This is a genomic window from Nocardia sp. CA-084685, assembly GCF_050955785.1.
Lineage (GTDB): Bacteria > Actinomycetota > Actinomycetes > Mycobacteriales > Mycobacteriaceae > Nocardia.
In genome coordinates, this window is record NZ_CP192094.1 from 697,779 (window position 1) to 724,152 (window position 26,374).

At 66.0% G+C, this 26,374-nt stretch carries 25 protein-coding genes; 13 read left to right on the top strand and 12 right to left on the bottom strand.

Annotated elements, in window-relative coordinates:
• Positions 1–30 precede the first annotated feature (30 nt).
• From ACQP2U_RS03155 to ACQP2U_RS03170, 4 genes are all read left to right on the top strand, one after another.
• Positions 31–3,519, top strand: a complete 3,489-nt coding sequence (locus tag ACQP2U_RS03155) for an amino acid adenylation domain-containing protein (RefSeq protein WP_433713301.1) — start codon at positions 31–33, stop codon at positions 3,517–3,519.
• 25 nt (positions 3,520–3,544) lie between these two features.
• Positions 3,545–4,423 (top strand): oxidoreductase, encoded by an 879-nt coding sequence (locus ACQP2U_RS03160; RefSeq protein ID WP_433713302.1) that lies wholly within the window; start codon positions 3,545–3,547, stop codon positions 4,421–4,423.
• 174 nt (positions 4,424–4,597) lie between these two features.
• On the top strand, positions 4,598–5,068 hold the full coding sequence (locus tag ACQP2U_RS03165) for a carboxymuconolactone decarboxylase family protein (protein ID WP_397030342.1): 471 nt from the start codon (positions 4,598–4,600) through the stop codon (positions 5,066–5,068).
• Between the two features lie 189 nt (positions 5,069–5,257).
• Positions 5,258–6,349 (top strand): 3-deoxy-7-phosphoheptulonate synthase, encoded by a 1,092-nt coding sequence (locus tag ACQP2U_RS03170; protein WP_433713303.1) that lies wholly within the window; start codon positions 5,258–5,260, stop codon positions 6,347–6,349.
• 38 nt (positions 6,350–6,387) lie between these two features.
• On the opposite strand, the gene ACQP2U_RS03175 is transcribed toward ACQP2U_RS03170, so the two are convergent.
• Positions 6,388–6,939 carry a class I SAM-dependent methyltransferase gene (locus ACQP2U_RS03175; protein WP_433713305.1) on the bottom strand — a complete coding sequence of 184 codons (552 nt, stop codon included), beginning with the start codon at positions 6,937–6,939 and terminating at the stop codon, positions 6,388–6,390.
• A 78-nt stretch (positions 6,940–7,017) separates the two neighbouring features.
• A complete protein-coding gene (locus tag ACQP2U_RS03180) occupies positions 7,018–7,599 on the bottom strand; it encodes a GNAT family N-acetyltransferase (protein WP_433713307.1) in 582 nt (193 codons plus the stop codon).
• Between the two features lie 61 nt (positions 7,600–7,660).
• On the opposite strand from ACQP2U_RS03180, the gene ACQP2U_RS03185 reads away from it, so the two are divergent.
• Positions 7,661–8,581: a sigma-70 family RNA polymerase sigma factor gene (locus ACQP2U_RS03185; protein WP_397030333.1), complete on the top strand. Its 921-nt coding sequence runs from the start codon at positions 7,661–7,663 to the stop codon at positions 8,579–8,581.
• Positions 8,582–8,630: 49 nt separating this feature from the next.
• Here ACQP2U_RS03185 and ACQP2U_RS03190 read toward each other — a convergent pair whose 3' ends face one another.
• Positions 8,631–8,834 carry a hypothetical protein gene (locus ACQP2U_RS03190; RefSeq protein WP_357476388.1) on the bottom strand — a complete coding sequence of 68 codons (204 nt, stop codon included), beginning with the start codon at positions 8,832–8,834 and terminating at the stop codon, positions 8,631–8,633.
• A gap of 177 nt (positions 8,835–9,011) precedes the next feature.
• Here ACQP2U_RS03190 and ACQP2U_RS03195 point away from each other — a divergent pair, with 177 nt between their 5' ends.
• Positions 9,012–10,190, top strand: coding sequence for a pyridoxal phosphate-dependent aminotransferase (locus ACQP2U_RS03195; protein ID WP_433713308.1), 1,179 nt, complete (start codon positions 9,012–9,014; stop codon positions 10,188–10,190).
• Here ACQP2U_RS03195 and ACQP2U_RS03200 read toward each other — a convergent pair.
• Positions 10,187–10,837: a trimeric intracellular cation channel family protein gene (locus tag ACQP2U_RS03200; protein WP_433713310.1), complete on the bottom strand. Its 651-nt coding sequence runs from the start codon at positions 10,835–10,837 to the stop codon at positions 10,187–10,189. The two genes, ACQP2U_RS03195 and ACQP2U_RS03200, sit on opposite strands and share 4 nt — an antisense overlap.
• Before the next feature lie 36 nt (positions 10,838–10,873).
• Positions 10,874–11,518, bottom strand: coding sequence for a LysE family translocator (locus tag ACQP2U_RS03205; RefSeq protein WP_433713311.1), 645 nt, complete (start codon positions 11,516–11,518; stop codon positions 10,874–10,876).
• A 369-nt stretch (positions 11,519–11,887) separates the two neighbouring features.
• On the opposite strand from ACQP2U_RS03205, the gene ACQP2U_RS03210 reads away from it, so the two are divergent.
• From ACQP2U_RS03210 to ACQP2U_RS03225, 4 genes are read left to right on the top strand one after another with little or no spacing between them, the layout of a single operon-like run.
• A complete protein-coding gene (locus ACQP2U_RS03210; RefSeq protein ID WP_397030325.1) occupies positions 11,888–13,546 on the top strand; it encodes a DNA repair helicase XPB in 1,659 nt (552 codons plus the stop codon).
• Between the two features lie 41 nt (positions 13,547–13,587).
• Complete coding sequence (locus ACQP2U_RS03215) at positions 13,588–14,256, top strand: DUF3239 domain-containing protein (protein WP_433713312.1); 669 nt, start codon at positions 13,588–13,590, stop codon at positions 14,254–14,256.
• Positions 14,257–14,295: 39 nt separating this feature from the next.
• Entirely contained in the window at positions 14,296–14,931 is a 636-nt protein-coding gene (locus ACQP2U_RS03220; protein ID WP_433713313.1) for a LysE family translocator, read from the top strand.
• 53 nt (positions 14,932–14,984) lie between these two features.
• Positions 14,985–16,376, top strand: coding sequence for a M1 family metallopeptidase (locus ACQP2U_RS03225; protein WP_433713314.1), 1,392 nt, complete (start codon positions 14,985–14,987; stop codon positions 16,374–16,376).
• 3 nt (positions 16,377–16,379) lie between these two features.
• On the opposite strand, the gene ACQP2U_RS03230 is transcribed toward ACQP2U_RS03225, so the two are convergent.
• Positions 16,380–17,195, bottom strand: a complete 816-nt coding sequence (locus tag ACQP2U_RS03230; RefSeq protein WP_433713315.1) for a hypothetical protein — start codon at positions 17,193–17,195, stop codon at positions 16,380–16,382.
• 320 nt (positions 17,196–17,515) lie between these two features.
• On the opposite strand from ACQP2U_RS03230, the gene ACQP2U_RS03235 reads away from it, so the two are divergent.
• Complete coding sequence (locus ACQP2U_RS03235; protein WP_397030315.1) at positions 17,516–18,028, top strand: LppU/SCO3897 family protein; 513 nt, start codon at positions 17,516–17,518, stop codon at positions 18,026–18,028.
• Here ACQP2U_RS03235 and ACQP2U_RS03240 read toward each other — a convergent pair whose 3' ends face one another.
• Positions 18,029–20,422: a helicase-associated domain-containing protein gene (locus ACQP2U_RS03240; RefSeq protein ID WP_433713316.1), complete on the bottom strand. Its 2,394-nt coding sequence runs from the start codon at positions 20,420–20,422 to the stop codon at positions 18,029–18,031.
• Between the two features lie 142 nt (positions 20,423–20,564).
• Here ACQP2U_RS03240 and ACQP2U_RS03245 point away from each other — a divergent pair, with 142 nt between their 5' ends.
• Positions 20,565–20,753, top strand: a complete 189-nt coding sequence (locus tag ACQP2U_RS03245) for a hypothetical protein (protein WP_397030311.1) — start codon at positions 20,565–20,567, stop codon at positions 20,751–20,753.
• Positions 20,754–21,297: 544 nt separating this feature from the next.
• Here the strand turns inward: ACQP2U_RS03245 and ACQP2U_RS03250 are convergent.
• Complete coding sequence (locus ACQP2U_RS03250) at positions 21,298–21,921, bottom strand: resuscitation-promoting factor Rpf1 domain-containing protein (RefSeq protein ID WP_397030310.1); 624 nt, start codon at positions 21,919–21,921, stop codon at positions 21,298–21,300.
• A gap of 367 nt (positions 21,922–22,288) precedes the next feature.
• Complete coding sequence (locus ACQP2U_RS03255; protein WP_397030309.1) at positions 22,289–22,519, bottom strand: hypothetical protein; 231 nt, start codon at positions 22,517–22,519, stop codon at positions 22,289–22,291.
• Between the two features lie 201 nt (positions 22,520–22,720).
• Between ACQP2U_RS03255 and ACQP2U_RS03260 the strand changes: the two genes are divergently transcribed.
• Positions 22,721–23,146 (top strand): cold-shock protein, encoded by a 426-nt coding sequence (locus ACQP2U_RS03260; protein WP_433716355.1) that lies wholly within the window; start codon positions 22,721–22,723, stop codon positions 23,144–23,146.
• A 117-nt stretch (positions 23,147–23,263) separates the two neighbouring features.
• Here ACQP2U_RS03260 and ACQP2U_RS03265 read toward each other — a convergent pair whose 3' ends face one another.
• The 3 genes from ACQP2U_RS03265 to ACQP2U_RS03275 all read right to left on the bottom strand — a co-directional run bounded on the left by ACQP2U_RS03265 (position 23,264) and on the right by ACQP2U_RS03275 (position 26,360).
• Complete coding sequence (locus ACQP2U_RS03265; RefSeq protein WP_397030307.1) at positions 23,264–23,773, bottom strand: DUF2771 domain-containing protein; 510 nt, start codon at positions 23,771–23,773, stop codon at positions 23,264–23,266.
• A complete protein-coding gene (locus ACQP2U_RS03270) occupies positions 23,770–25,509 on the bottom strand; it encodes an MFS transporter (protein WP_433713317.1) in 1,740 nt (579 codons plus the stop codon). Before ACQP2U_RS03270 ends, ACQP2U_RS03265 begins: the two co-directional genes overlap by 4 nt.
• 77 nt (positions 25,510–25,586) lie before the next feature.
• Positions 25,587–26,360, bottom strand: coding sequence for a glutaminyl-peptide cyclotransferase (locus ACQP2U_RS03275; RefSeq protein ID WP_433713318.1), 774 nt, complete (start codon positions 26,358–26,360; stop codon positions 25,587–25,589).
• Positions 26,361–26,374: the final 14 nt, after the last annotated feature.

Sequence of the window (26,374 nt, forward strand, 5' to 3'; positions counted from 1 at the left end):
GCGGCGGCGACCAAGGAGTGACAGCGCCAGATGGAGCCAGCACAGCGACCGGGGGACGGGGCGGGAATCAGCCGGGACGAAATTCGCGGGGCCATCGCGAAACAGCTCGACGTAGCGGCCGAGACGATCGGCGATGGCGATGACCTGATCCAGCTCGGGCTGGACTCCATTCGCACCATGAAATTGGCGGGTGGCTGGCGCAAGCGCGGGTTGGAGATCAACTTCGCGCAGCTGGCGGCGGCGCCATCGATCGCGCAGTGGGCGCGGTTGCTCGGTATCGAGGAATCGGTCGTGGCGGTTGCACCCGAACCTGCCGAAAGCAGTGATACCGAGGACGAATTCGCGCCGTTCCCGTTGGGTTCGATGCAGCACGCTTATTGGATCGGTCGCTCCGAAGAGCAGGATCTCGGTGGTGTCGCCGCGCACCTGTATGTCGAATTCGACGGTGCCGAGGTTGATCCCGAACGCTTGGCGCGAGCGGTGACGGATCTGGTCGAGGTGCATCCGATGCTGCGCACCGAGTTCCTCCCCGACGGCACTCAGCAGACCATCCGCACGCCCGGCCGGCCGGTGTTCTCGGTCGTCGACCTGCGCACGCATGCCGAGGCCGACGCCGAGCTGGCGCGGTTGCGCGAAAGCAAGACTCATCAGCGGCTGGCCATCGAGGACGGCCAGGTGCTCGATGTGACGCTGAGCCTGCTCGCTGACGGTCGTACCCGGCTGCATCTCGATGTCGACATGATCGCGGGTGACGCGATGAGCTACCGCGTGCTCGTCGCCGACCTCGCTGAGCTCTACCTCGGCGCCGCGGTGCCGCCACAGGGTTACAGCTATCGGCGATATCGTACCGAGCGCGCAGTGGATTCCGTTGCCAGGGAACGCGATAAGCAGTGGTGGCGCGATCGGCTGCCGGAGCTGCCCGGTGCACCGGAACTGCCGACCATTCCGGTCAGCGAACGTGCCGAGCCGCATCGCACCGTGCGCTACAACTACTGGTTGGAGCCGCAAGCCAAGCAGCGGCTGCTCGCGGCCGCGCATGCCCGCGGCATAACACCGGCCATGGCACTGGCCGCGGTATTCGCCGAGACCATCGGCGGCTGGTCGGCGCGGAGCCGGTTCCTGCTGAATGTGCCGCTGTTCCAGCGGGAACCGGTGCATCCGGATATCGACCGGGTGATCGGCGATTTCACCTCCTCGATCATGCTGGAGGTGGATGTCACCGAGAACGTGACGGTCACCGAGCGGGCCAAGGCACTGCAACGTGCGATGCACGAAAGCGGCGCGCACACCGCGTATTCCGGGCTCGAGGTGCTGCGCGATCTGGGGAGACACCGGGGCGAACCGGTGCTCGCACCGATTGTCTACACCAGCGCGCTCAATCTGGGCGAGCTGTTCGCCACCTCGGTTACCGAGACCTTCGGCGAACCGGTCTGGATCATCTCGCAGGGCCCGCAGGTGCTATTGGACGCGCAGGTCACCGAGGTGCGCGGCGGGCTGCTGCTCAACTGGGACGTGCGCGAATCCGCGTTCCCCGCGGGCATGATCGAGGCGATGTTCACCAGCTACACCGAGGCCATCGGCAGGCTCGGTGCCGGCGAGGCTGGCTGGAGCGCGGAGGCAGCCCCACAACTGCCGGTCGCCCAGGCCGCCGTGCGCGCCGCCGTGAACGCGACCGACGGCCCAGTCTCCGGACGGGCGCTGCATCAGGGCTTTTTCGACCATGCCCGCAGTGCGCCCGACGCACCCGCGGTGCTGTGGCGTCGCGACGGCGTGGATGGCGGCTGGAGCTATGGCGAACTCGCCGCACAAGCGCTTTCGGTCGCGGGCGCGCTGCGCGCGACCGGGGTGCGGGCTGGCGAAACCGTCGCTGTGCAGCTGCCGAAGGGACCGGATCAGATCCTCGCCGTACTCGGTGTGCTCGCGGCGGGTGCGACCTATGTGCCCATCGGTTTCGATCAGCCGGTCGGGCGACGCGCGGAGATCCTGCGCACCGGTGAGGTGGTCGCCGCGCTGACTGTCGACGGCGCAGATATGGGCCGTCCGGATATCGCCTGTCTGCCGCTGTCGGCGGCGTGTTCGCATCCGAATCCGCCGGCCGCGCCGGTGATTCCGGATCCGGAGTCGATCGCCTATGTGCTGTTCACCTCCGGTTCTACCGGTGTGCCCAAGGGGGTCGACGTGCCGCACCGTGGTGCGATGAACACCATCGACGCGGTGAACGAGTGGTTCGAGGTCGGTCCGGCTGACCGGGTGCTCGGACTATCCGCGCTGGAATTCGATGCTTCCGTCTACGACATGTTCGGCATGTTCGCCGTCGGCGGCTCGGTGGTCGCGCTGTCGGCAGCGCAGCGCGAGGAGGCCACCAGCTGGGTGGAATTGCTGACCCACTACCGGGTTTCGATCCTGAACTGCGTGCCGAGCATGCTCGATATGATTCTGGAGATCGGCGGTGACAACCTGGGCGATGCACTGCGCGCGATCACTTTGGGCGGCGACTGGGTGAATGCCGACCTGGCGCGGCGGCTGGCTCGGCAGGTGCCCGGCTGCCGATTCTCCGGTTTGGGCGGTGCCACCGAAACCTCCATCCACAACACCATTTGCGAGGTCGCCGACCCGCCCGAGCATTGGGCCACTGTCCCGTTCGGCGTGCCGCTGCGCAATGTGCGCTGCCGCGTGGTGAATTCGGCGGGCCGCGACTGCCCGGACTGGGTGTCGGGCGAATTCTGGGTGGGCGGTGCGAATGTGGCGGCCGGTTATCGCAACGATCCGGAGCGCACTGCGCAACGGTTCGTCGTCCACGAGGATCTGCGCTGGTACCGCACCGGTGACATGGCACGCTACTGGCCCGACGGCACCATCGAATTCCTCGGTCGCGCCGACCAGCAGGTCCAGATTCGCGGCTACCGGGTGGAATTGGGCGAGGTGGAAAGCGGACTGCGCACCGCACCGGGTGTGCGGCACGCGGTCGCCGCCGTGGTCGGCAAGGGTGCGCCGAAGCTGGTCGCGGCGGTCTCGGGCGAGATCGGCTCCGTCGAGGAGATTGTCGCTGCGGTACGAGATCTTTTGCCCGGCTATATGATTCCCACTCGCATCGCGATCCTCGAGCAGATGCCGTTGACCGATAACGGCAAACTGGATCGCCGCGCGGTGGTTGCGCTACTGGAGCCCGATGCGGCCGAAGCGGTGGACGCGCGCCCGCGCACGCCGCTGGAGGCCGCGCTGGCCACCATCGTCGCCGAAGTGCTCGGTGCCGATCGCATCGGCGTGCACGACGACTTCTTCGGCGCGGGCGGGGACTCGGTGCTGGCCACCACGGCCGTCGCCAGGATTCGCGAATGGCTGGAGGTCGATCACGCGCTGGTCGCCGACTTGCTCGTCGGCCGGACGGTGGCTGGGTTGGCGGGGCGGCTGGTCGAGCGCGAGACCGGCCGCGGCACACCTGACCGCCTCGATGCCGTCGCCGAGTTGTACCTGGAGGTGCTGGCCATGACCGACGAGGAGATCCTCGCCCAAGCCTGAGCCACGCGCACTAGACTTGGCGAGCATGAGCCATTGGGATACCTCGGACATTCCCGATCAGAGTGGCCGCACCATCATCGTCACCGGCGCGAACAGCGGGCTGGGGGCGGCGGCGGTGCGTGCGCTGGCCGGTGCGGGTGCGCAGGTGGTCCTGGCCTGTCGGAATGTGGCCAAGGGCGAGAAAGTGGCAGGGGAGATCGGTGCGCGGACCGAGGTGCGCGAACTCGATCTCGCCGACCTGGCCTCGGTGCGTGCGTTCGCCGATGCGGTCGAACGGGTCGATGTACTGATCAATAACGCGGGTGTGATGGCGGTGCCGCAGCGGCGGACCGTCGATGGCTTCGAAATGCAGATCGGCACAAATCATCTCGGTCACTTCGCGCTGACCGGGCTGCTGCTGGAAAAGATTTCGGACCGGGTGGTCACGGTCTCGAGCGATGCGCACCGGTTCGGCAAGATCGATCTGGACGATCTGAACTGGGAGCACCGTAAGTATCAGCGCTGGTCCGCCTACGGTCAGGCGAAGTTGGCCAACCTGATGTTCGCCTATGAGCTGCAGCGCAGGCTCACCGCGGCGGGTTCGTCGAAGATTTCGGTGGCCGCGCATCCCGGTTATGCCGCAACGGAACTGCAGTCGCATACCGAATCCATCCTGGATACGGTCATGGCGCTGGGCAACCGGCTGCTCGCCCAGAGCGCCGAAATGGGTGCGCTGCCGGAGATCTACGCCGCGACCGAGCAGGTCGAGCCGGGCGCATTCTACGGTCCGGTCGGATGGGGCGGTATGCGCGGCTATCCTGGCCTCTCCCGTTCCACCGCGGCATCCAAGGACGAGCAGGTCGCGCGCGACCTGTGGGAACTGTCGGAGAAGCTGACCGGCGTCACCTACACCTTCGGCCAGTAGCCGAATCCGTTGCACCGCAGGTCAACTCGGTTAGACCTCTGCTCGACCAGTCGAGTAACCAAGGCCGAGGCCGTCTGATGTGCCAGTCCGTGATGCAGGTCACATTCGCGATTGTCACACTGCTGCGGGCCGCGTCGTCCTCTCTGTGAACCAACCGAATGGAAGGCACAGATCATGGAACAGCGCTTCAACCTCTACGCCAACCCCGTCGCCGGCAGCTACGTCAAGCGCCTCATCACCGCGGGCAAGGTCGTGGACGGATCCTCTCTGCCCGCCGCCACCTACGAGCTGGTCAAGATCCGCGCCAGCCAGATCAACGGCTGCGGCATGTGCGTCGATATGCACACCAAAGACGCCGCGCACGCGGGCGAGACCGCCGTGCGAATCAACCTGGTCGCCGCTTGGCACGAGGCCACCGTCTTCACCGAGGCCGAGCGGGCCGCCCTCGCCCTCACCGAAGAGGCCACCCGTATCGGTGACGGCCGCGGCGTCAGCGACGAAACCTGGGAGCAGGTGCGCAAGCACTACGACGACGATCAGACCGCCGCACTCATCGCGGCCATCGCCACGATCAACGCGTGGAATCGGATGAATGTGATCGCCCGCACCCCGGCCGGTGGCTATGTCCCCGGTCAGCTGGGCTGACCGAGATAGTCCCTGGTACAGTCACCGTCGTGCAGCGCGTCTATTTCTGGTTTAGCAAGCCGGCCCTGGGTGGGTCGGTCTGCGGCAACCTTTTGCGCTGACCTCATTTCCACCCCGAGCCGGATGATGGACCGGCTCGACGGGTTTCACGTCCGTGGGTCGGCCTTGAAGAAAAGGAACCCACAAACGATGACTACCGCAGCCGACATCGACGCGCGGCATTCCGATCTGGACGACCAACGCACCCTCAGCGTGAGCCCATTGCGCTCACCTGCCGAGGTGCGCCAGGTGCACCAGATCACCGACGCACTGGCCGACGTCGTTCGAGCCGGCCGTAAAGCCACCGTCGACGTGCTCAATGGTGCCGACGATCGCCTGATGGTGATCGTCGGGCCGTGTTCGGTCCACGATCCGGTCGCCGCACTGGATTACGCCCGTCGCCTAGCCGCCAAGGCGGCCGAACTAGACGATCGGCTGCATGTCGTGATGCGGGTGTACTTCGAGAAACCGCGCACCACCCTGGGCTGGAAGGGCCTGATCAATGATCCGCACCTGGACGGCTCCTTCGACGTCAACACCGGCCTCGGCATCGGCCGCAAGGTGCTGGTGGATATCACCGCCCTCGGTCTGCCGGTGGCCTGTGAATTCCTCGACCCGATCACCCCGCAGTACATCGCGGATCTGGTCTCCTACGGCGCCATTGGCGCCCGCACCGCGGCCAGCCAGGTGCACCGCCAGCTCAGCAGTGCACTGTCCATGCCGGTCGGCATCAAGAACGGCACCGACGGCGATGTGCAGGTGGCCGTCGACGGTGTGCGGGCCGCCGCGGCCAGCCACGTATTCCCCGGCACCGATCTGGACGGCCGCTCGGCGCTGATCCGCACCACCGGAAATCCGGATTGCCATGTGATCCTGCGCGGCGGCAGCACCGGCCCGAACTACGATGCCGCCTCGGTCCGCGAGGCCTGCATCCGGTTGGAGAAGGCATCGCTGCCGCGGCGGATCGTGGTGGACGCCAGCCACGGCAACAGCAATAAGGATCACAACAAGCAGGTCGATGTGGTCACCGATATCGCGGACCGGCTGGCCGCCGGTGAGCAGGGTGTGGTCGGGATGATGCTGGAGAGCTTCCTCGTCGCGGGCCGCCAGGATCTGACCCTCGGGCACGCCGACGCGCTGACCTACGGTCAGTCCATCACCGACGCCTGCATCGATTGGGAGACCACCGCCGCCCAACTCGATCGCCTCGCCGACGCGGTGCGGCGGCGCCGTGATCGCTGATATCCGAGCCTGTCGCCCCGGTGAAAGCCGGGGCGCGGCTATGGATTTCGGCGCGGTTTCGCGACGACGCCGAGGATATCGCCGGAGCAGACGGTGGCACCGTCGAAGCCCGCGGTGGCCAGATAATCGATGAGATGTCCGGGTGCGGGTTTGGGACCGGCGCTGGCAGGCCCGTCCGGTTGTCCGTATCCGTAGAACAGATACAGCGTGCCGTCGGGCGCGAGGACCTGCCGGATCAGGGCCAGTTCGGCCGTGGGGCGTTTAGTCCAGAACAGATTCACGTTGACGGCGACAACCTTGTCGAAGCCGCGGGCCGGTCCGATTTCCGCCAGCACCCGGGCCCGGTCGAGCTGTTCCAGCCCAGCCTGCAACAGCTGGACCTTGCCGCATTTGATCAGTGCGGCGTGGCGTTTCCGCGCGCGGGCGATGGCCGTCGGGGAACGGTCCACGCCGACGATTCGACCGCCGTCCAGCCGTGCGGCCAGGTACGCGATCGAGTCGCTGGAGCCGGGACCGATCTCCAGGATCCGGTCGTCGGGCCGCAGGCGCATGGTTTCGGCGATCCAGTCGAATCGGGCATCGGCCGCCATATACGCAATCTACGACTGTTTCGCCGCGCCGGTCGGCGGTTCGGCCCACCTGCCCGACCGCCACCGTTATCGCATCAGCTACGCGATGCCGAATATCTCGGGCGGCCAATCCGAGGATGGGCTGGGCGGGTCCGTCGCCAGTCGTCCGGCCAGCCAGGTATCGCGGCGGCTGCCGCGCTGCATGAAGCCGAGTCGGGCCATGCCCTCGTAGCGAAAACCGTTGCGGCGGACTACCGCGGCCGAGGAAAAATTGCCGACGAAGGCGCGCCAGCTGATCCGGCTCAGCCCCAATCCTGCTGGCTGGAAACCGAATTCGCACACCAGAGCGACCGCACGCGACATCAGCCCCCGTCCGCGTTCCGCGGAGGCCAACCAGAACCCGATCTCCGATGCCGATTGGTCGCGTGCGTTGAGATCGATCATGCCGACGACCGGACCGTCGGCGCGTGTGCGCAGCGCCCAGATCGGACTGCGGGTGGCCCAGCCCGGCGCGACCATATCGTCGAGGAAGGATTCGGCATTTTTCCGGTGATACGGCACCGGAATCGTCACCCACTCGGCAATGCTGGGTTCCTGGCAGCATGCGACGATATCGTCGATATCGGCCTCGGTCGGCCGCGACAACCAGATGGTTGTGTCCGATAGCGGATGATCCTCCATATGAGCATCGTGTCATGACCGGCTCGTCGGGCCCATCAGCGCGGAACGTAGAATCAGCTCAATGGTTGCCGCTCTTCTCGCCGACTTGTTCGAATCGCATCGGGCGCATTTGCTCTCGGTCGCCTACCGGCTGACGGGCAGTGCCGGCGACGCCGAGGACGCGGTGCAGGAGAGTTGGCTGCGGCTCGCCGGTACGCATCAATCCGAGATCGAGGATATGCGTGGCTGGCTGACCACCGTGGTCAGCCGAATCTGCCTGGACCGCTTGCGCAGTGCCGCGGTGCGCCGGGAAACCTATGTGGGGCAGTGGCTTCCGGAGCCGGTCGTGACAGCTATCACGCCGTCGACCATGCCGGATCCGCTAGAGGCGGTGGTCCGTAAACAGGAATGCAGTCTTGCGGCCATGGTGGTGTTGGAGAGCCTGACCCCGCCGCAGCGGGTGGCATTCGTGCTGCACGACGGGCTTTCGGTGCCATTCGACGAGATCGCCGAAATCCTGGGCATTTCGGTGGAGGCAGCGCGTCAACTGGCCGTGCGGGCTCGGAAATCGGTCGCACAGGCCCCGCCGCCGGTCCCGGATGTGGAGCACGCGGCAGCGGTGCGCAAGTTCGTCGACGCGCTGTCCGCCGGTGATATCGCCGCGATAACCGCAGCGCTGCACCCGGATTCGGTGATGATCGGAGATGCGAACGGCACCACATCCACCGCGATCAATGTCATCGCCGGCGCGGACAAGGTCGCTCGTTTCTTCCTCGGCCTGATCCGCAAGTACGGTATGGACGGCTCTTCGGAGCCGACACTGGAATTCGAATTCGCCACGGTCAATGGGCAATTGGGTTTGGTCGTCTATCGGGTCGGCCCGGGTTACGGGCGGCTCGAGGGGCCGCCCCGGGTGATCGGATTCGCGGTTCGCGACGGATTGGTCTGTGGTACCTACGATCTCGCGAATCCAGAAAAACTGTCCCACGTCCGTCTGGGTTGAGGCGGTGTCGGGCCGAGCCCTCATCGCTTGGCCTGACACCGCCATCGGATCACGGCGTGGACGAGCCGAGGAACCAGTCCCCGGTCGACGATCCGGTGCCGCTATTGCCGGTCGATGAGCCGTTGAACCAATCGCCGGTGGAGGAACCGAAGCCGACGATCAGATCGTGTGCGACATTTCGCAGGAAACCCAGTACCGTTCCGGCGACCTCCGACGCGGCCGGTTGCAAGACCAGGTCCAGATACGAGGCCATAAAGCGCCCCTTTCGAGATACCGCCGCAGGTCGGCGGTTTGTGAGGTAGAACACGGCGAGGCTAGCCGTCGTTCGGGAGACGCACAAATATGCAGGTAGAACGCCCAATTCAATAGTGAAATATAGCCTTTCGCTATCGGATGGCAACAATGGCGATCGCTGGGCTACTCTCCGGATATGTCCTCGCAACCCGCGACCGTCGCCCGCCTGCGCCCCTTCGCCTCCACCATCTTCGCGGAGATGACCGAATTGGCCGTGCGTCACGAGGCGATCAACCTGGGCCAGGGCTTTCCGGATACCGACGGCCCCGCGGGCATGCTCGAGATCGCGCGTCAGGCCATTGCCGACGGGCTGAACCAGTACCCGCCCGGCCGCGGTATGCCGATCCTGCGACGGGCCATCGCCGCCGACCGGGCTCGCCGCTATGGCACCCAGTACGACCCGGACACCCAGGTGCTGGTCACCGTAGGCGCGACCGAGGCGATCAGTGCTGCTGTGCTCGGTCTGGTCGAGCCCGGTCGAGAGGTCGTGCTGATCGAGCCGTATTACGACTCCTATGCGGCCGCGGTGGCCTTGGCCGGAGCGCGACGGCGCACCGCCAACCTCGTCGCCGACGGTGACCGCTTCGTACTCGATCTGGACAGTCTGCGCGCCGCCATCACATCCGAGACCCGGATGCTGATCATCAATTCACCGCACAATCCGACCGGCACCGTACTCGATCGCGCAGATCTGACCGCCATCGCCGAAATCGCTTGCGAGCATGACCTATTGGTGCTCACCGATGAGGTATACGAGCACCTCGTCTACGACGGAAACGAGCACATCAGCCTCGCCACCCTGCCGGGTATGGCCGAGCGCACCGTCGTGGTGTCCAGCGCGGCAAAGACTTTCAGCGTCACCGGCTGGAAGACCGGCTGGGCGCTCGGACCTGCCGAACTCATCGATGGCGTACTCGCGGCCAAACAGTTCCTGACCTTCGTCGCGGGCGGGCCGTTCCAACCCGCCGTCGCGCACGCGCTGAACAATGAACTCGACTGGGTCGCCGCACTGCGAGATACGCTGTCGGACAAGCGGCTTCGTCTCGCCGCCGCCCTGAAGGACACCGGCTTCGGAGTCAAACAGAGCGCGGGTGGCTATTTCATCTGCGCGGATATCACACCGCTCGGCGCAACCGACGGGTTGGCCTTCTGCCGGGAACTACCGGCTCGGCTAGGTGTCGCGGCGGTGCCGCTCATCGCCTTCGCCGACCATGTCGAGCAGTGGAATCACCTGGTGCGCTTCACATTCTGCAAACGCGACGAAACCCTCGACGAGGGCGTGCGCCGACTCCGGGCCGGTGTTCGCGTGGGCTAGGCCCGGTCCTGCGGGCGACGTCGCGCTTGTGGGGCATGCCAGTCGTAGCGCATCGCGAGCAGGCGAAATGCGATGGCGCCGAGCGCGGCGCAGGCGCCGGTGATCGGGTTGTAGGCATTGAAATGCAATAGCGTTGCGGTTGTTGCCGCACCGAAAAGTGCTGGTACCGCGTAGATCTGCTCGGGTATCAGCACACTCGGGGTCTGCCCGACGAGCAGGTCGCGGATTACTCCGCCGCCGATCGCGGTGACCAATCCGAGCAGTGTGGCCGATGGCGCGCCGAGACCGTGGTTGTAGGCGATCACCGTGCCGGTGACACAGAACAGCCCGAGCCCGAACGCATCGGCCACGCCGAGCGGACCGCCGGTCACGCGTGGCGTCGGATGCCAGAAGAAGATGACCGCGGCCGCGAGCAGTGCGGTCCACAGGTAACTGAGATCGACGAACGACGCGGGTGGCGTCCGCCCGATCACCAGGTCCCGAATGACACCGCCGCCCAGCGCCGTACTGCAGGCCAGCACCACGATCCCGAAGATGTCGAATCCGCGCCGCACCGCGAGCAGCGCCCCCGAGGTCGCGAAGGCGAAAACGCCGAACAGCTCCCCGACGTGCTGGGCGGTATTCACCGCGGAATCGAAATGCGCCATGCGCACACGATCACATATGCCGCGCCGCGCCGGCGTTCAGGCAGGCATCGGCCGCGCACGGTCGGTCGCGACCAGAACCGCGATCCCGCCGAGTATCGTGCCCATGAAATAGCGCTGGATCCGCAACCACAGCGGCCGACCGGTCAGGAAGGCGGCGATCCCGCCCGCCCCGAACACGATCAGCCCGTTCACCGTCAATGCCACCGCGATCTGCACCGCCCCGAGGCACAGGCTCTGCAACCACACCCGGCCGTGCTCGGGCGCCACGAACTGCGGAATCAACGCCATGTACATGATCGCGATCTTCGGATTCAGCAGATTGGTGACCAACCCCATAGTGAACAGTCGCCGCGTCGGATCCGCAGAAAGCTCGGCTGGTGCGAATACCGAGGTCCCACCGGGCCGCACCGCCTGCCAGGCCAGCCACAGCAGGTATCCGGCACCCGCCAACTTCACCGCCAGATACAGGCCGGGCACGATGGCGAACACCGCCGTAATCCCCGCCGTGGCCGCCGCCAAATAGACTCCGAATCCGGCCGCGACGCCGCCGAGCGATACCAATCCGGCTCGCCGCCCCTGCGAAACGCTGCGTGATGCCAGATACATCATGTTCGGTCCCGGCGTGAGCACCATCCCCAACGCGGCCGCCGCCACTCCCAGAATCGCCGCAGTTTCGATCATGCTCTCGATACTCGGGCATACGCTGTGCGTTCGTCTCGGGCCAGTTGAGCGCCGGTGGACTGGCGCCACCGCTGATCCAGCGCGATTCGGACGACATGGGCGGTCGCCGCGTGCCGTCCCGGAACAAAACAGGCTGCTCGGACGCTGTATGTGCGAGGCCGATGGGAGTTGTGTCCGTCAGCGGGGGCAGGATCGATGCCGCATCCGGTGGGATGTCGGTGGTGTCGGGGAGAATAGGCCGGAGTCGCCCGAGCGATCGGATGCAGCCGGACGCCGTATACGAGGAGAGATCGTGACCGAGCGCAGCGTGGGAACCATAGGCACAGCACCTTCGGTCGCAGCGGAGTCGAGCACTAGCGAGGCGGAGCTGTGACCGAAGGTCCGCTGATCGTTCAGAGTGACAAGACGCTGCTGTTGGAGGTCGACCACGAGTTGGCCGGGGTGGCGCGGCAGGCCATCGCGCCGTTCGCGGAATTGGAGCGGGCACCGGAGCATGTGCACACCTATCGGGTGACGCCATTGGCGCTGTGGAATGCGCGAGCGGCGGGGCATGACGCCGAGCAGGTGGTGGATGCCTTGGTCAGCTACTCGCGGTATGCGGTGCCGCAACCGCTGCTGGTCGACATTGTGGACACCATGGCCCGCTACGGCCGGTTGCAGTTGGTCAAGAATCCGGCGCACGGCTTGACGCTGGTGAGTCTGGATCGCGCGGTGCTCGAGGAAGTGCTGCGGCACAAGAAGATCGCCCCGATGCTCGGCGCCCGGGTGGATGAGGACACTGTCGTCGTGCATCCGTCCGAGCGCGGACGGATCAAACAGATGCTGCTGAAGATCGGCTGGCCCGCCGAGGATCTGGCGGGCTACGTCGACGGCGAAGCGCATGCGATCGAGTTGGATTTCACCGGCGGTCGGTGGCATCTGCGCGATTACCAGGAGATGGCCGCCGATTCGTTCTGGGCCGGTGGTTCGGGTGTCGTGGTGCTGCCGTGTGGTGCTGGCAAGACCATGGTCGGTGCGGCCGCGATGGCCAAGGCGCAGGCTACGACCTTGATCCTGGTCACCAATACGGTGGCTGGACGGCAGTGGCGGCGTGAGCTGCTCGCGCGAACCTCGTTGACCGAGGACGAAATCGGTGAGTACTCCGGTGAGCGCAAGGAGATCCGTCCGGTCACCATCGCCACCTATCAGGTGATCACCCGCCGCACCAAGGGCGAGTACAAACATCTCGAACTCTTCGACAGCCGCGACTGGGGCCTGGTCATCTACGACGAGGTACACCTGCTGCCCGCACCGGTCTTCCGAATGACCGCTGATCTGCAATCGCGGCGCAGGCTGGGTCTCACCGCGACGCTGGTGCGCGAAGACGGCCGCGAGGGCGATGTGTTCTCACTGATCGGACCCAAGCGCTATGACGCGCCGTGGAAGGATATCGAGGCGCAGGGTTGGATCGCCCCGGCCGAGTGCATCGAGGTCCGGGTCACCCTCACCGATGCCGAGCGGATGGCCTATGCCACTGCCGAGCCGGAAGAGCGCTACAAGCTCTGCTCGACCGCGCGCACGAAGATCCCTGTGGTGGAATCGATTCTGGCTCAGCACAAGGATGCGCAGACGTTGGTGATCGGCGCGTATCTGGATCAACTCGATGAACTCGGCGCCGATCTCAATGCTCCGGTAATTCAAGGTTCGACGAAAACCAAAGAGCGCGAGGAACTTTTCGACGCCTTTCGGCGCGGTGAGATTCCGGTGCTGGTGGTGAGCAAGGTCGCGAACTTTTCCATCGATTTGCCCGAAGCATCTGTCGCTGTCCAGGTTTCGGGAACATTCGGTTCGCGGCAAGAAGAAGCGCAACGGCTCGGTCGGCTGTTGCGGCCGAAACACGATGGTGGCCAAGCTCACTTCTATTCGGTCGTCGCACGTGACACCCTGGACGCCGAATATGCCGCGCACCGGCAGCGTTTCCTGGCCGAACAGGGTTACGCGTATCGCATTACGGATGCCGATGACTTGCTGGGACCGGCCATCGGATAAGCGGAGGAATTTCCTCCGATACGTGTGCTAGGAATAAAGACGTGCGACGCTTCGAATTCGCGGTGGACCGGCAGCACGCCCATGCGGTCAACGAAGTCTTCGCCGACCTACGTCGACTGCGCATCATGGCAGTCGCGGCCGCGGTCATCGCCGCGACCGGCACCGCATATCTGATTTGGCTCAACCATCCGTGGGCCTATCTGCTGGCGATCGCATTCGCACTCGGCGCGGTGGTCGCGCTGTGGGTGGCGTTCTGGACGCCGCACCGCTCCAGCATCGACAAGCTCTATGCCGACGGTGAGCTGGTGCCCGCGGTGGTCTCCGAAACGCATCCGAGCGGGGTGGTGCTGCTCGCGCTGGTCGATGTCTCGAAACCGGAGACCCATGATCCGCGCTATGCCCTGGTGATCAGGAAGGTCAGGGATCTGCCCGGACATGAGAAGCGCGCGGGTGAGCGGGTGCCGTCGGTCGCGGTGCGCACCGATCGGGCGCCGCGTCAGGTCGGCGAGCGCTGGCAGTCGGTCAGCGCCATGCCGATCGCCTGGGGCACCCGTGACGGCACCGTCATCGATCGGGCACGCGCGGCCATCAGCGAGGTCGAATGGCGGTTGCTCACCGACAATCTGGAACTCGCCGACAAGGTGCGGCGCACCTCCGCCAAACGGCTGCTGCTCGATCCGCACCAGCTCCCTGGTGACCTGGGTACCTGATCAGCCGAATTCCCTTGCGCCGCCGAATAGACTCGGTAAATGGTTCCGGCGTCCAACCTGCTGGCTTTCATCGCCGCATCGATTGTCATTATCGTCATCCCCGGACCGGGGGTGCTGTTCACCATCGGCCGGGCCCTCGCACTCGGCCGCCGCGCCGCTCTGGTCTCGGTATTCGGTCACTCCGCGGGTGTTTTCATCGCGCTACTGCTGGTCTCGGTGGGCCTCGGTACCCTGCTCGCGGCCTCGGCGCTCGCGCTCACCGTGGTGAAGTTCGCCGGTGCGCTGTACCTGATGTATCTGGGGATCCAGGCGATCCGCGAGCGCAAGGCGTTGCGATCGGCGCTGAACGCGCAGGTCGACCCCGCCGATGCCAAGGTGTTTCGGCAGAGCGTCTTCGTCGGGCTGACAAACCCCAAGGCGATCGTCTTCTTCTCGGCGGTGCTGCCGCATTTCGCCGAACCGTCGGCGGGTTCGCTGCAGCTGCAATTCCTGATCCTCGGCACCATCTTCCTGGCGATCGCCTTGATCTCCGATAGCGCATGGGGCCTGCTCGCGGCATCGGCACGCGCTTGGTTCGCGCGCTCGCCGCAACGACTGGAGGCGGTCGGCGGTGCGGGCGGTGCGATGATCTTCGGTCTCGGCGCGTCGGTGGCGCTCAGCGGTAGCGCCGACTGAAGCGACTACCATCCACCGAGGTCGGGTGGGGCCGCGAAAGGGGTGGTGGTCATATGAGGTGGTCCGGCTGGTTGTGTGCGGCGGTGGTCGCGGCGCTGGTCGCCGCCCCGGTACCGGCGAACGCCGATCCACTCGTCGGCGCGCCGGGGCTCGGCGATCCGTACTACCCGCTGGACGGCAATGGCGGCTACGACGTCGGCCACTACGAGGTCAGCATCGACTACGACCCGCCGAGCCATCAGCTCACCGGTACGACCAAGGTCGACGCGACCGCCACCCAGCCACTGCGGATGTTCAATCTGGACTTCGACGGCCCGGATGTGCGCATGGTGTCGGTGAACAACCTGCCCGCCGCCTTCGATCGCAACGTCGAGCACGAATTGACCGTGACCCCGCTGCTGCCGCTGCTGCCTGGCCTGCCGTTCACCGTGACCGTCGACTACGCCGGGCAGGCCAGGAACACCGAAGGCGGGGGCTGGACCTATGCGCCGAGCGGCGGTGCCTTCGTCGCAGGTGAACCGCATTCGGCCACCACCTGGTACCCGCTCAACGACACCCCGCTGGACAAGGCCACCTTTACCCTGCACGCGTCGGTTCCCGCGGAATGGGAGGTGGTTTCCAACGGTGTGCGGACCGAGAATGCGGTTGTCGGTGTAAAGCGCGATGTCACGTGGGAGACGTACCAACCGGTGCTCGGCTATCTGACCACCGTCGCGATCGATCACTACAGCTACCTCGACCAGCGCCGCGCCAACGGCACACCGCTGATCAGCGCCTTCGCCCCGAATGCGGAGCGCAATAGGGAAACCGAGCAGCGTCTACCCGAAATCATCGACTTCGAGGAGGGGCTGTACGGTCCCTATCCGTTCGACACCGCGGGTGGTATCTACGTCGATGCGGATCTGGAGTTCTCGCTGGAGACCCAGACCCGTCCGATCTACGCACCGTGGACCGACCTGCCGACCGCGGTACACGAAATCGCGCACCAATGGTGGGGCGATTCGGTATCGGTGCGGCAATGGTCCGATATCTGCCTCAACGAATGCTTCGCCAGCTACACCGCCGACTATTTGTGGCCGGAGCGAAAAGAGGGTAAGGACGTCGACGCGGCCTACCGAGAGACCATTCGGAAATACCGTGCCGACCCAAAGTTCTGGGATATATCGCTGGAAAACCCGGGCGTCGGAAATGAATTCACCTCCGTCTACTATCGCGGCCCACTGTTCCTGCACGCACTGCGCAAACAACTCGGCGACGACGTCTTCTTCGCGGCCGTCCTGGAATTCAATGTGGTACACGCCCACGGCAACGCCTCGATGCCGGAGTTTCGCACCTTCATGCAGTCGAAATCCCTGACCGATCTGACCGCCTTCTTCGACGCCTGGTTGAACCGCACCACAATTCCCTCGGACGAGTACCTCTATCCCGGTGCCCTGCGCGGCTGACGTTCAGTCGACGCGTTCGCGGGCTCGTTCCACCCGGCGCTCGGCCCGGTCGAGTTGTTTCTGGGCCGCACGTAATTGTTCCTGCGCACCGCGCTCGGCGGTGCGGGCGAACTGCTTCTGCTGTTCGGCGTGTGCAAGCTTTTCGCGCAGTGCCTCGATGCGGGATTCACTCTCGGCCAACCGATTTGCCGCGTCCTCGGCTTCGGCGTGTGCTGAATCCCTTGCCGCGCTGGCGGTTTCGAGGGACTCGAGTGCGTCATCGAGTTCCTGTCGCGCATTGTCCTCGGCGGTGGGCTCGGCGGATTGCGTTGTGGCAGTTCCGCTTACCGATGTGAGCGTGGCACCACTCGGACCGAAGCCCTCATAACTCGCCGACGTCACAAGTGTGCCGCCGCGAACCTGCTCGGCGACCGCGTCGTCGGCCAAGGCCGCCGTGAGCGTCTGCCCCACCTCGCGCAGCACCCCCTCGGTGACCGGATGTCCGTGATCGGCGGCCAATGCGCCCGCTCGCTTGGCAAGGGCATTGACGATCTGCTGCCGCTGGGCAGTCAGTGTGCGCAACTGTTCGCCGGACAGTTCGCGCTGCGCCGTCCGGAGCGCGGAGCCGAGTTGTAGTAGCGCATCGACATCATCGGGCACCGCGCGGGCCAGCAGGTTCACCGTCCAGGCGGCGACCGTTGGCTTGCGTAGTTTGCCGATGGCGGCCGCGAGTTCTTTATCGCCCGCATCTTTGGCCTCGGCCGCACGTGCCGCCCTGGCGGCGATGAACTCACCAGGGTCTAGTCCGTACAAGTCGACGGTGACCTCTTCGAGCTTCATACTTGCCAAGCGTAACGACCGAGTCCCCGGAAGCGACAGAGTGCACATACTGGACAAAAGTCCATGTGTTCGAAATGCGAAAGGCATTGCTAGTGAACAGTTTAGGACTCACGGTCATCACTACCCTGATCCCGAAATTAGTCGGTCTCGCGCTGCTGGGGCTGACTGGGCTGTACGGGCAGTACTGAGCCGGCGCCTGCTGTTGGTCGGTCGTCCGAACTGCTGATGCGGTTCGGGCGACCGGAACGGTATTCTCACCGCGTTCACAACTGCTGTGAACACGTTCGGTGAGAGAGGGTTTCACGTTGAAGTTCCCAGGAATGAGGCTGCTGGCACGCATCGTGCTCGCCCTCCTGGCGGTGGGCGCATTGGTGGCCGTGGTGACCGGTTGTTCGGCGCTCGACAATGCAAGCAAGTCCGACACCGCCAAGGCGAAGGTCGGTGATTGCATCAACGTCACCGACAGTTCGTCATCGGCCACCAAGTCCGAGCCGGTCGACTGCTCGTCGCCGAAGGCGGTTTACAAGGTATTCCAGACCGCGGACAAGAAGATCGACTGCGCGGCCGAATACACCACCTACACCGAGGACCTGGTCAGTGGTGGCCAGGCCTACATGTGCCTCGCGCCGAACTTCAAGCAGGGCAGCTGCTACGCCGATGTCGGCACCAACCCGTACAAGTACGTGGACTGCTCCTCCTCCGAAGCCACCTTCAAGGTGATGCAGCGCATCGACGGCCAAGCCGACGAATTGCAGTGTGGCACCGATGCGACCAGCTTCGTGACCGTCCCGGACCCCAAGGTCACCTACTGCCTCGGCCCGGCCAAGGGCTGATTACTCGAGTAGGGCGACCGACGCGATCCGGTGCAAGGTGAAATGCCGGATCGTGCCGGTCACCGGGTCCAGTGCGTCGAGCTGGCCGTTGCCGACCTTGAGCGGCTCGACCACGCGCTGTGACGCGACGCCCTGGGCGTCGACATAACCGATATTGACCGACCGCCGCACCCGCGCCGCCAATTGCAGCAGCGCCAGGGTTGCGGCGGTACTGGTTCTGGTGCCGTCGGGGCGCACCGCCTGGCCATTGCGGGCGCTGGCGGCCCGCTCACCCGCGCGCAGTTCCGCGACAAGCAGTGTCAGCTGTTCGGTACTCGGCGGCGTCGGGCGGTACGGCTGCCTGGCATGCGGGCGCACCGCGATCCGGGCGCCGCGCGGGCGCAGATCGACAATAGTGCCCGCGGAATCCTCACCGGCCGGGGCGAATCCGGCCGCGCGCAACCGTTCCAGCAATTCGCCGAGCGGAGCCTGGGCGATGGCGACGGTGGGTGCGATGGCCCGCAGCGCGAGTTCGCTCGCCACCGGCGAGCTCAGCACCTGTGCGAGCAGTGCCGGATCATCACTGCGGACGAACGACTGCGCCATACCGGCCCGCAGCTGGCCGTGTCTGCGCGCCACATCATCGATCAGATAGGTGAGCGACTGTGGGATCGGCGTGCGGGAATGTGTGGTGAACAGCGTATGCAGTTCGGCCGCGGTCATCCCGGCATCCAACGCACGCCGCACCGATGTGTCGCTGATCCGATAAACCGTTGCCGCACCGGCGGATTCGATATCGGCCATGAGTGCCACCCGGCTCTGTAGCTCCGGGGTGAGCGGACCCGGTGCGATGACCGTCAGATCCGCCTGGACCAGCACATGATCGATCGGTTCGGGTAGCGCCGATTCCATCTCGGACTCGGCATCGGCGGCGCTGGTCGGCGAATCGTGCAGCAGTGCTCGCCCCGGTGAGGCGAGCGCACCGCGTCCGATGAAACCGAGCGTCGCGGCCTCGTCCAAGGTGTGCTCGACCGCCTCGACACGAAAGTGTCTGCGCCATCGTGGTTGCCGCCAGGCGAGTAGTCGGCCGATATCGGTGGGGCCGAAGGCGGTGCCGGTCGGATATTCGGCGAGCAGATTCAAGATGGCGCGCCGGTCTCGCGGTGCGTGTGGGGTGCGCAGTTCGATCGACAGCGCCGCCAGCGGTTTGTCATTGGCATCGCGCATGCCGATCATCCATGGCATGCGATCCAGGTCGAGCCAGGCCTGTGCCAGCGCCACCCAGCGGCGCGCGGGCGGCGCGTCCCGCCAGCCGTCGGCGGCCGGTGTTGGCGCCCAGAAGTCGTCGGTGGAGTCGAATTCCGGTGGCGGGTCCGGCATACCCTTCTCGATGAGTTTGGCCGCGGCGAGCAGTTCGACGAGCAGTCCAGCGCGAGGTTCGTCGATACCGGTCTGCTTGGCGACGCGGCGCAACTCCCGCACCCCGAGCCCACCCGCGCGCAATGCGGGCGCGGGCGCCTGGCCGAGCGCCTCCAGAATGTCGGCACAGTGCCGTAGGAGCTCGCCCACTTCACCCGCCGCGACCGCATTCACTTCGGTGGGCGCGTGCTCGGTCGGCGTCGGCTCCGGCGGTTTCAGCGCGTGCGGATGGGTCACCGGCTCCCGGCGCAGCACCTGACCGACGGTGACCGGCAGTTCGACCGTCTCCTCGTCGATCCAGTGCAGTAATCGGCGGCCGAGCAGTTGCTGAATGGGGCGGTCGGCCGGTGTGCCCGGTGCGGCGTCCCTGGTGCGTCCACGCGGTCCGGTGGTGGCCAGCTTGTCCAGCAGCGCGCGTTCGGCGGGGGATACGGCCGCGAGGGCCGCGACCACCTCGGGCTCGGTCAACGCATCAGGAATTTCGGTGGTGCTGCCGATCGGCCAGGGCAGCGCCTCGGCGGTGGCCGGAATCAGATGGAGGTCGTCGCCGTCGCTCCAGACCAGCGCACGATCGGACAGGCGGGCCAGCGCGGCATCGATGGCCGCGACCTTCACCCGATCTTTCAACTGCACGCGCAATGCCTTGCGACTCATCGGCGTGCCGCCGGAGCCCGTCGCCCGATGCACCGCAAGGGTTTCCACGATCGCGAACTCGAGTGTGTCCAGGTCATCGGTGGCACGCAGGACCGATGCGCGCTGCTCGGCGCGGGCCGCGAGCACCGCCATGGAGGAGGGCAGTGGCACGGCCAGATCGGGCCGGAGTTCGAGCAGGGCCACCAGCTGCGCATCGCTGCGGGCCGCGAGCCACTCGGCCAGGGATTCCGTCGCGGGCGTCTTTCCGGGCCTTTTGCCGGTCGCGAGTGCCGCGTGACTGCCGTCGCGGGCTGGCTGTCGTGTGCCCGGTCCGGTTTTGGGCGTCCCCGACGAGTTACCCATGTGCTCTCGAGATCAGTCGTTGCGTCGCAATCCGAATATTGTCGATTCTGCCAGCCTAGTGGATGTCGTTTATCTGCCGCCGGGCGTGGCCAGCAGCGGAGGGCGGGGTGCTGGCGGGTCGCTCGCATGCCACAATGTGGTCGTGGTGAACAAATCGAAGAAACCCTATGTCGACAATGGCTGGCCCTCGCTCGACGACGGCGGCCACGCGGTCACCGAACTGTCGTCGACTCGTTCCGGTGGGCTCTCGCCGTTCGGTGAGGACACCGAGTTTCCGGTCCCGGCCGACCAGCTGCCCTACATGCACCCGAATACGGTGATCAACCGCTGAGCGGCGAATCGCTCGGCGACCGGACGGAAAACCCGCGGATACGAAGAAGGTCCCCGCATCGCATTGGATGTGGGGACCTTCTTCGTAGGATCTGTGGCGTGAGCGACGGGCCCGAGGCGGTAGCGGAGGGTAGCCCCGGAGGGACCTGCGAGACCCGCGAGTCGAACGCTGTGGCGTGAGCGACGGGGCCTCAGGTGGTAGCGGAGCGTGGTCCTGGAGGGACCCGCGCGACTCGAACGCTGTGGCGTGAGCGACGGGCACCAGAGCGGAGCGTAATCCTGGAGGTACACCCGCGAGGCCTTCGAATCGAACGCGGCGGCGTAGCGACGGGTCCGGAGGTGGTAGCGGAGCGTAGCCCTGGAGGGACCCGCGAAGCCCGCGACTCGAACGCTGTGGCGTGAGCGACGGGCACCAGAGGGGAGCGTAATCCTGGAGGTACACCCGCGAGGCCCACGAATTGCACGCAGCAGCGTAGTTACGAGCCCGGAGCGCGACCCCGGAGGGACGCGCTGGGGCCCGCAAGTCAAGACTGCGGCGTGACGCCTCAGGAGGGCAGCAGGCTCTTGTTCGCCTCGTAGAAGTTCACGACTGCCGGGTCGAGCTGAGTGCCCTTGGCGGCGTTGAAGAAATCGAGGGCTTCCTGCGGGATCTGCACACCCTGGCCCTGGACCACGGCGACAGCGCGGTCGATCGCGTCGAACACCTGCTGGCTTTGGTCGGCGACGGCCTGCTCGGGAGCGGCGGGGGCGGGGTTCCAGCGCGGGGTCTCGGTGGACGAGGGCGCGGTGCGCGGGGTGGAGCCGCTGCTCAGGCCGAGCGAGGACGAGCAGGAGGGCCAAGCGCCCCAGCCCTGGCTGGCGAGCACCTTCTCGGCGACCGCGATCTGCTGTTCGCGGGTGGCCTGGTTGGCGGTCGCGGCGTATTCGCCGCCGCCGTGCGCCTTCCAGGTGGAGGGGGAGAACTGCAGTCCGCCCTGGAAACCGTTGCCGGTGTTGATGCCCCAGTTGCCTCCGGCCTCGCACTGTGCGAGGCGATCCCAATCCTGGTCGGGTGCCGCGCTGGCGTTTCCAGCGAGAGCCACACCAGCGGTGCCGATGATCGCGCCGGTGACGGCGACCTTGGCTACGGTGCGCCCGGTGGAGGTTGGCTTGCGATGGCGTCCACTCATATCGGGTTCTTCTGCCTCTCGTACGCATCTGCAAGTGGTCCGGACTGAGAGGTCGTCCGTCCCGCTCTCACCCCTGATTTCCGTTGGGGTCCGGTACCCGCGGGGCGAGGTTCGATGCGGCGGGCCGGTGGTTGCCGGTTGTCCCGGCTGGGTAAGACGGTACGACGATCCGCGCGAAAAATCACTATTTGGTAACCGGCGGGTCCCCGTGGGTCTCGGACCGGTATCGGTTGCGGCGGAGTCGCTTCCGCGCAGCTGAGACATGGTGCCGACGGGCCGGTCGTGAGCCGATACCGCTCCGTTACCGCGCTGTTATGTGACGAGGATCACATCGGCGGTTGGGTAACGATTAGCAGGGGTAACCGGTTTATCGCGATCGCCGGCCGGACCACAGTGCGAAAACGATCGCGCAGAGGAAGCCGAGCGGCGCCAACATCGCCAGCACATACAGCCACAGGCCCGGGTCGGAATCGCTGAGCACCGGCGTCAGAAATATGGCGACGATCGCAAGCAAGCCGATCGCGAACAGACCGAGTGCCACGTACAGCAATCGGTCGCCGGCGCGGCGCGGGGGCGGTGGCGCGGATGGATTCGTCACCGCTCGACCGTAAAACTGATGTGCTTGCGTTATTCGCACCGGGGTAGACTCAGTGTCAATCGCGTCCTGCACAGCTGTGGGGCGCGTTCTTTTCGCAAACTGACAGGAGCTGTCCGAGGCGCTACGCCGGACCAGCACCTGGGCAGACGGATGTGCTCGGGCCGCTGGGGTTCGAGTTTCGATGACGAACGGGTGAGTGCAGTGCCGACCGGCAGGGTGAAGTGGTACGACGTCGAAAAGGGCTTCGGCTTCCTTTCCCAGGACGAGGGTGAGGATGTCTATGTCCGTTCGTCCGCGTTGCCCGCTGGCGTCGATGGGCTCAAGCCCGGTCAGCGCGTCGAATTCGGAATGGCCGCCGGTCGTCGTGGGCCGCAGGCACTGAGCCTGAAGGTGCTCGAATCGCCGCCTTCGGTCCGTCAGGACCAGCACCGCGATCGTGGGGCGCACAAGGAACCGGCCGTGCGCAAGCACACCCCGGACGAGCTGCACGGGATGGTCGAGGACATGATCACCCTGCTCGAGGCCAAGGTGCAGCCGGATCTGCGCAAGGGTAAGTACCCAGATCGCAAGACCGCGCAGCGCATTTCGGAAGTCGTGCGGGCGGTCGCGCGCGAACTCGATCACTGACATTCGCGGATAACGAATTTCGCGCGCTACCCGGCCTACCGGGCAGCGCGCGAAGCGTTTTCGCCTTGCCCCTTTCGAGCGACCTGCGAACAGTCGCTACGGAGGGTGCTGATCTACTCAGCTCGCGGTGCTGATCGACCAGGCCGCATGCGGTACGTAGAACTCGCGGCCGGTCTCGTCGCGCGCGAGGATCGGCAGCTGCAATTCGATACCGACGAGCCGCAATTCGGGCTCCGGCTTCGAATCGATGGTGACGGCGAGCGCGCCCTCGGGGAAGTCGTTGCGGCTCACCACCCGGTCCACCTTCTCGCCGCTGGGCATGACGTAGACCAGCTGCGCCAGCCAGGGCGCGTCGGCGATCTTCTTCGGCAGGGACAGCTGCACTGGATATCCGGCGGGGACGTCCATGGTGACGGTCTCGCCGTACTTGCAGTCCTCCATCTTCACTGTGCAGTACAGGAATGGGGACACCGTGACGGTCTTGCCGTGCGCGTATGCGGTAACGGTCGGGTCGGGGTGGTCCGCTTTGCGGACCAACACCGTCAACACGCCGACGAAGGCGACGGTGAACACCAGTAGGGTCGCCACGCATAGCGCGACGACGGTGCGGATACTTGGTTTGCTCACCAGATCGGGTCTCCTGTGCCTCGTTGCATGTGCTTAGTGTCGCTATCGCCGCGCTCCTTGCCGCGTTGCGCGGCTCGGTCGGCGTCGGCGTGTCGAGAGGTAGCGACTGCCTGCTCCGCATGTTCTGGGCGGTGCCCGCCCAGACCGGGCAGCAGGGAGTGGCCGCGATCGCTGATGAAGGTTTGCAGCAGCCCGAACAGCAGGACCGCGGAGATGAACGCGAAACCCTGCCAGTAGGTGGTCGGCATCAGTACGCCCGCCGCACCGCCGAGGACCCAGCTGAGCTGCAGTACGGTCTCGGATCTGCCGAAGCCGGAGGCGATCGATTCCGGCGGCAGATCATCCTGGATGGAGGCATCGAGCGATACCTTCGCCAGTGCGCTCGCGCCCGACGCGACCAGGGTGGCCAACGCGGCGCCGAGCAGATTATTCAGGAAGACCGCGAGCAGGGCGACCGCGCAGCAGGCGGCGGTGCAGCCCAACACGATCAGTGACGGCTTGCCGAGTTGGATCCGGGCGCCGGTCGCATTGCCGATGAAATTGCCGACCGCCGCGGCCACACCGACCACACCGAGCATCGCGGCCTGCTGCCAGCCACCGTGCTCGGTCGCTTTGGCGACGAAGGCCACATAGAACGTCAGGAAGCCGGTAAGGACACGGATGGCGCTATTGCCCCACAGCCCGGTCACGACCGCGCGGCCGAGCGGCTGTCTGCGTTTGCGCGGCGGAACCGTGGCTTCGGTTGCCGGACTGAATACTTCGGTTTTCGCGTGATAGCTGAGCGTCGCCGGGACCTCGCCCTCGGTGACCTCGACCCAACGCGGGATGCGCAGACTCAGGAAGGTGCCCGCGATCGCGATCGCGGCGGCCAGCACGAGTGCGCCATTGGAACCGGCGATCGCGGCGGCGAGTGCGGCGACCGCGCCCGCGCCGATGGTGCCGCCGACCAGGCCGAACACGGTGAGCCGAGAGTTGGTGCGCACCAAATCGATTTCCGGTGGCAGCACGCGCGGCGTCACCGCGCTCTTGAGCACCGAGAAGGATTTACTGCCGATCATCATGCACAGGGCGAGCGGATACAGCGCCCAGCTGTCGAAGGCGATGATCAGCACCACCGCGACCACCGCGCGCAGCGCGAAGGAAGTGGCCAGTGCCAGGCGACGGCCGCGCTGCAGGCGGTCGAGCATCGGTCCGATGAGGGGGGCGATCAGCGCGAACGGTGCGATCGTGATCAATAGGTACAGCGCGACTTTGGTTTTGCTCTCGGCGGTCGCGCTGGCGAAGAACAGTGTGTTGGCAAGTGCCACCGCGATCGCGGCGTCCAGGGCGAAATTCGCCATGGTGGCGTAGGTCAGCGCGGTGAGGCCGGATTTGTCGGCGCCATCGGCCTTTGCGGCGCGCTGGAAGGTGGCGACGCCGCGGGAGGTGAGTTCGCGGCCGCGCATGGCGGCGACGCGGGTGACGGTCAGCTTGCGCGGAATGCGCTGGGGCTCGGCCGGAGTCTCGGGTTCCGGCGGCGGATCTGCCGGTTCCGCGGATCCGCCGGGTAGCGGCCGGGTCGGCGGTGGTTCGCGGCGTTGCGGCGCTTCGGGTGGTAGCGGAGGTAGTGAGGACCGATGGTGTGGGGTGTGGGGTGGCGGGTAGCGGTCGTAGCCAGGGTGACGCTGAATCGGTGGAGACTCCTCGCCATCCCACGGACCACGGTCGGAACCGGAGGGATCGCGGGGAGTAGTCACAACCTCAATTCTGTCGTACATCGGCGAGTTGGGTTCAATTGCCGCTCCAAGCCGTCCAGAAAGGTGACCTGACTCGCTCAGTCCGGTACGAATCTGACCTCGAAGATGGTCGGCCAGTATTTGCCGGTGATCAGGAAGTGGTCCGTGCCGGGTAGTTGGGCGATGCCGTTGAGCACATCGGTGCCCGCGCGGACGCTCACGGGCAGCAGGCCGCGCGCGTCGATGACCGCGAGGACGTCGCCGGATTCGGGATCGATGCGCAGGATGTCATCGGTGGGATAGGAATTGGCATAGACGGAACCGTCGGCGGCGCAATCGAGTTCGTTGAGTTCGGCGCGATGTCGGCTGGTAAGGGTGACGGTGCCGGTCGGGGCGAAGGTCACCGGATCGCGGAAGGTGAGGGTGTCGGTGCCGTTGCTCATCACCAATCTGTCCCCGCGAGTGCACAGACCCCAGCCCTCGCCGTCGTAGGACGCCCTGGTGCGTTCGGCCAGCGTCGCCGGATCGCGGGCGATCGCCACGTGGTTCTGCCAGGTGAGCTGCCAGAGGGTGGTACCGGATTTGGTGACGCCCTCGCCGAAGTAGGGCGCGGGCAGTCCGGTGCGGGCCAGTTCGTTGCCGGTCGTCAGATCGGTGGCTCGCACATCCGACGCGCCCGGCATGCCGGTGCCTTCGTAGAGCACGTTGCCGTCGACTTCCAAACCTTCGGTAAACGCCCGCGGATCGTGCGGACGGGTGCCGACCACCTCGATGTGCAGTCGCGGCACATCGTTGTCGGAGTCGCCACACCCGGTGATTCCGAGCAGGCTGACCAGGACAACGACGGCCAACGAACGCCGATTGCGCTCCATACGGCAAAATGTAG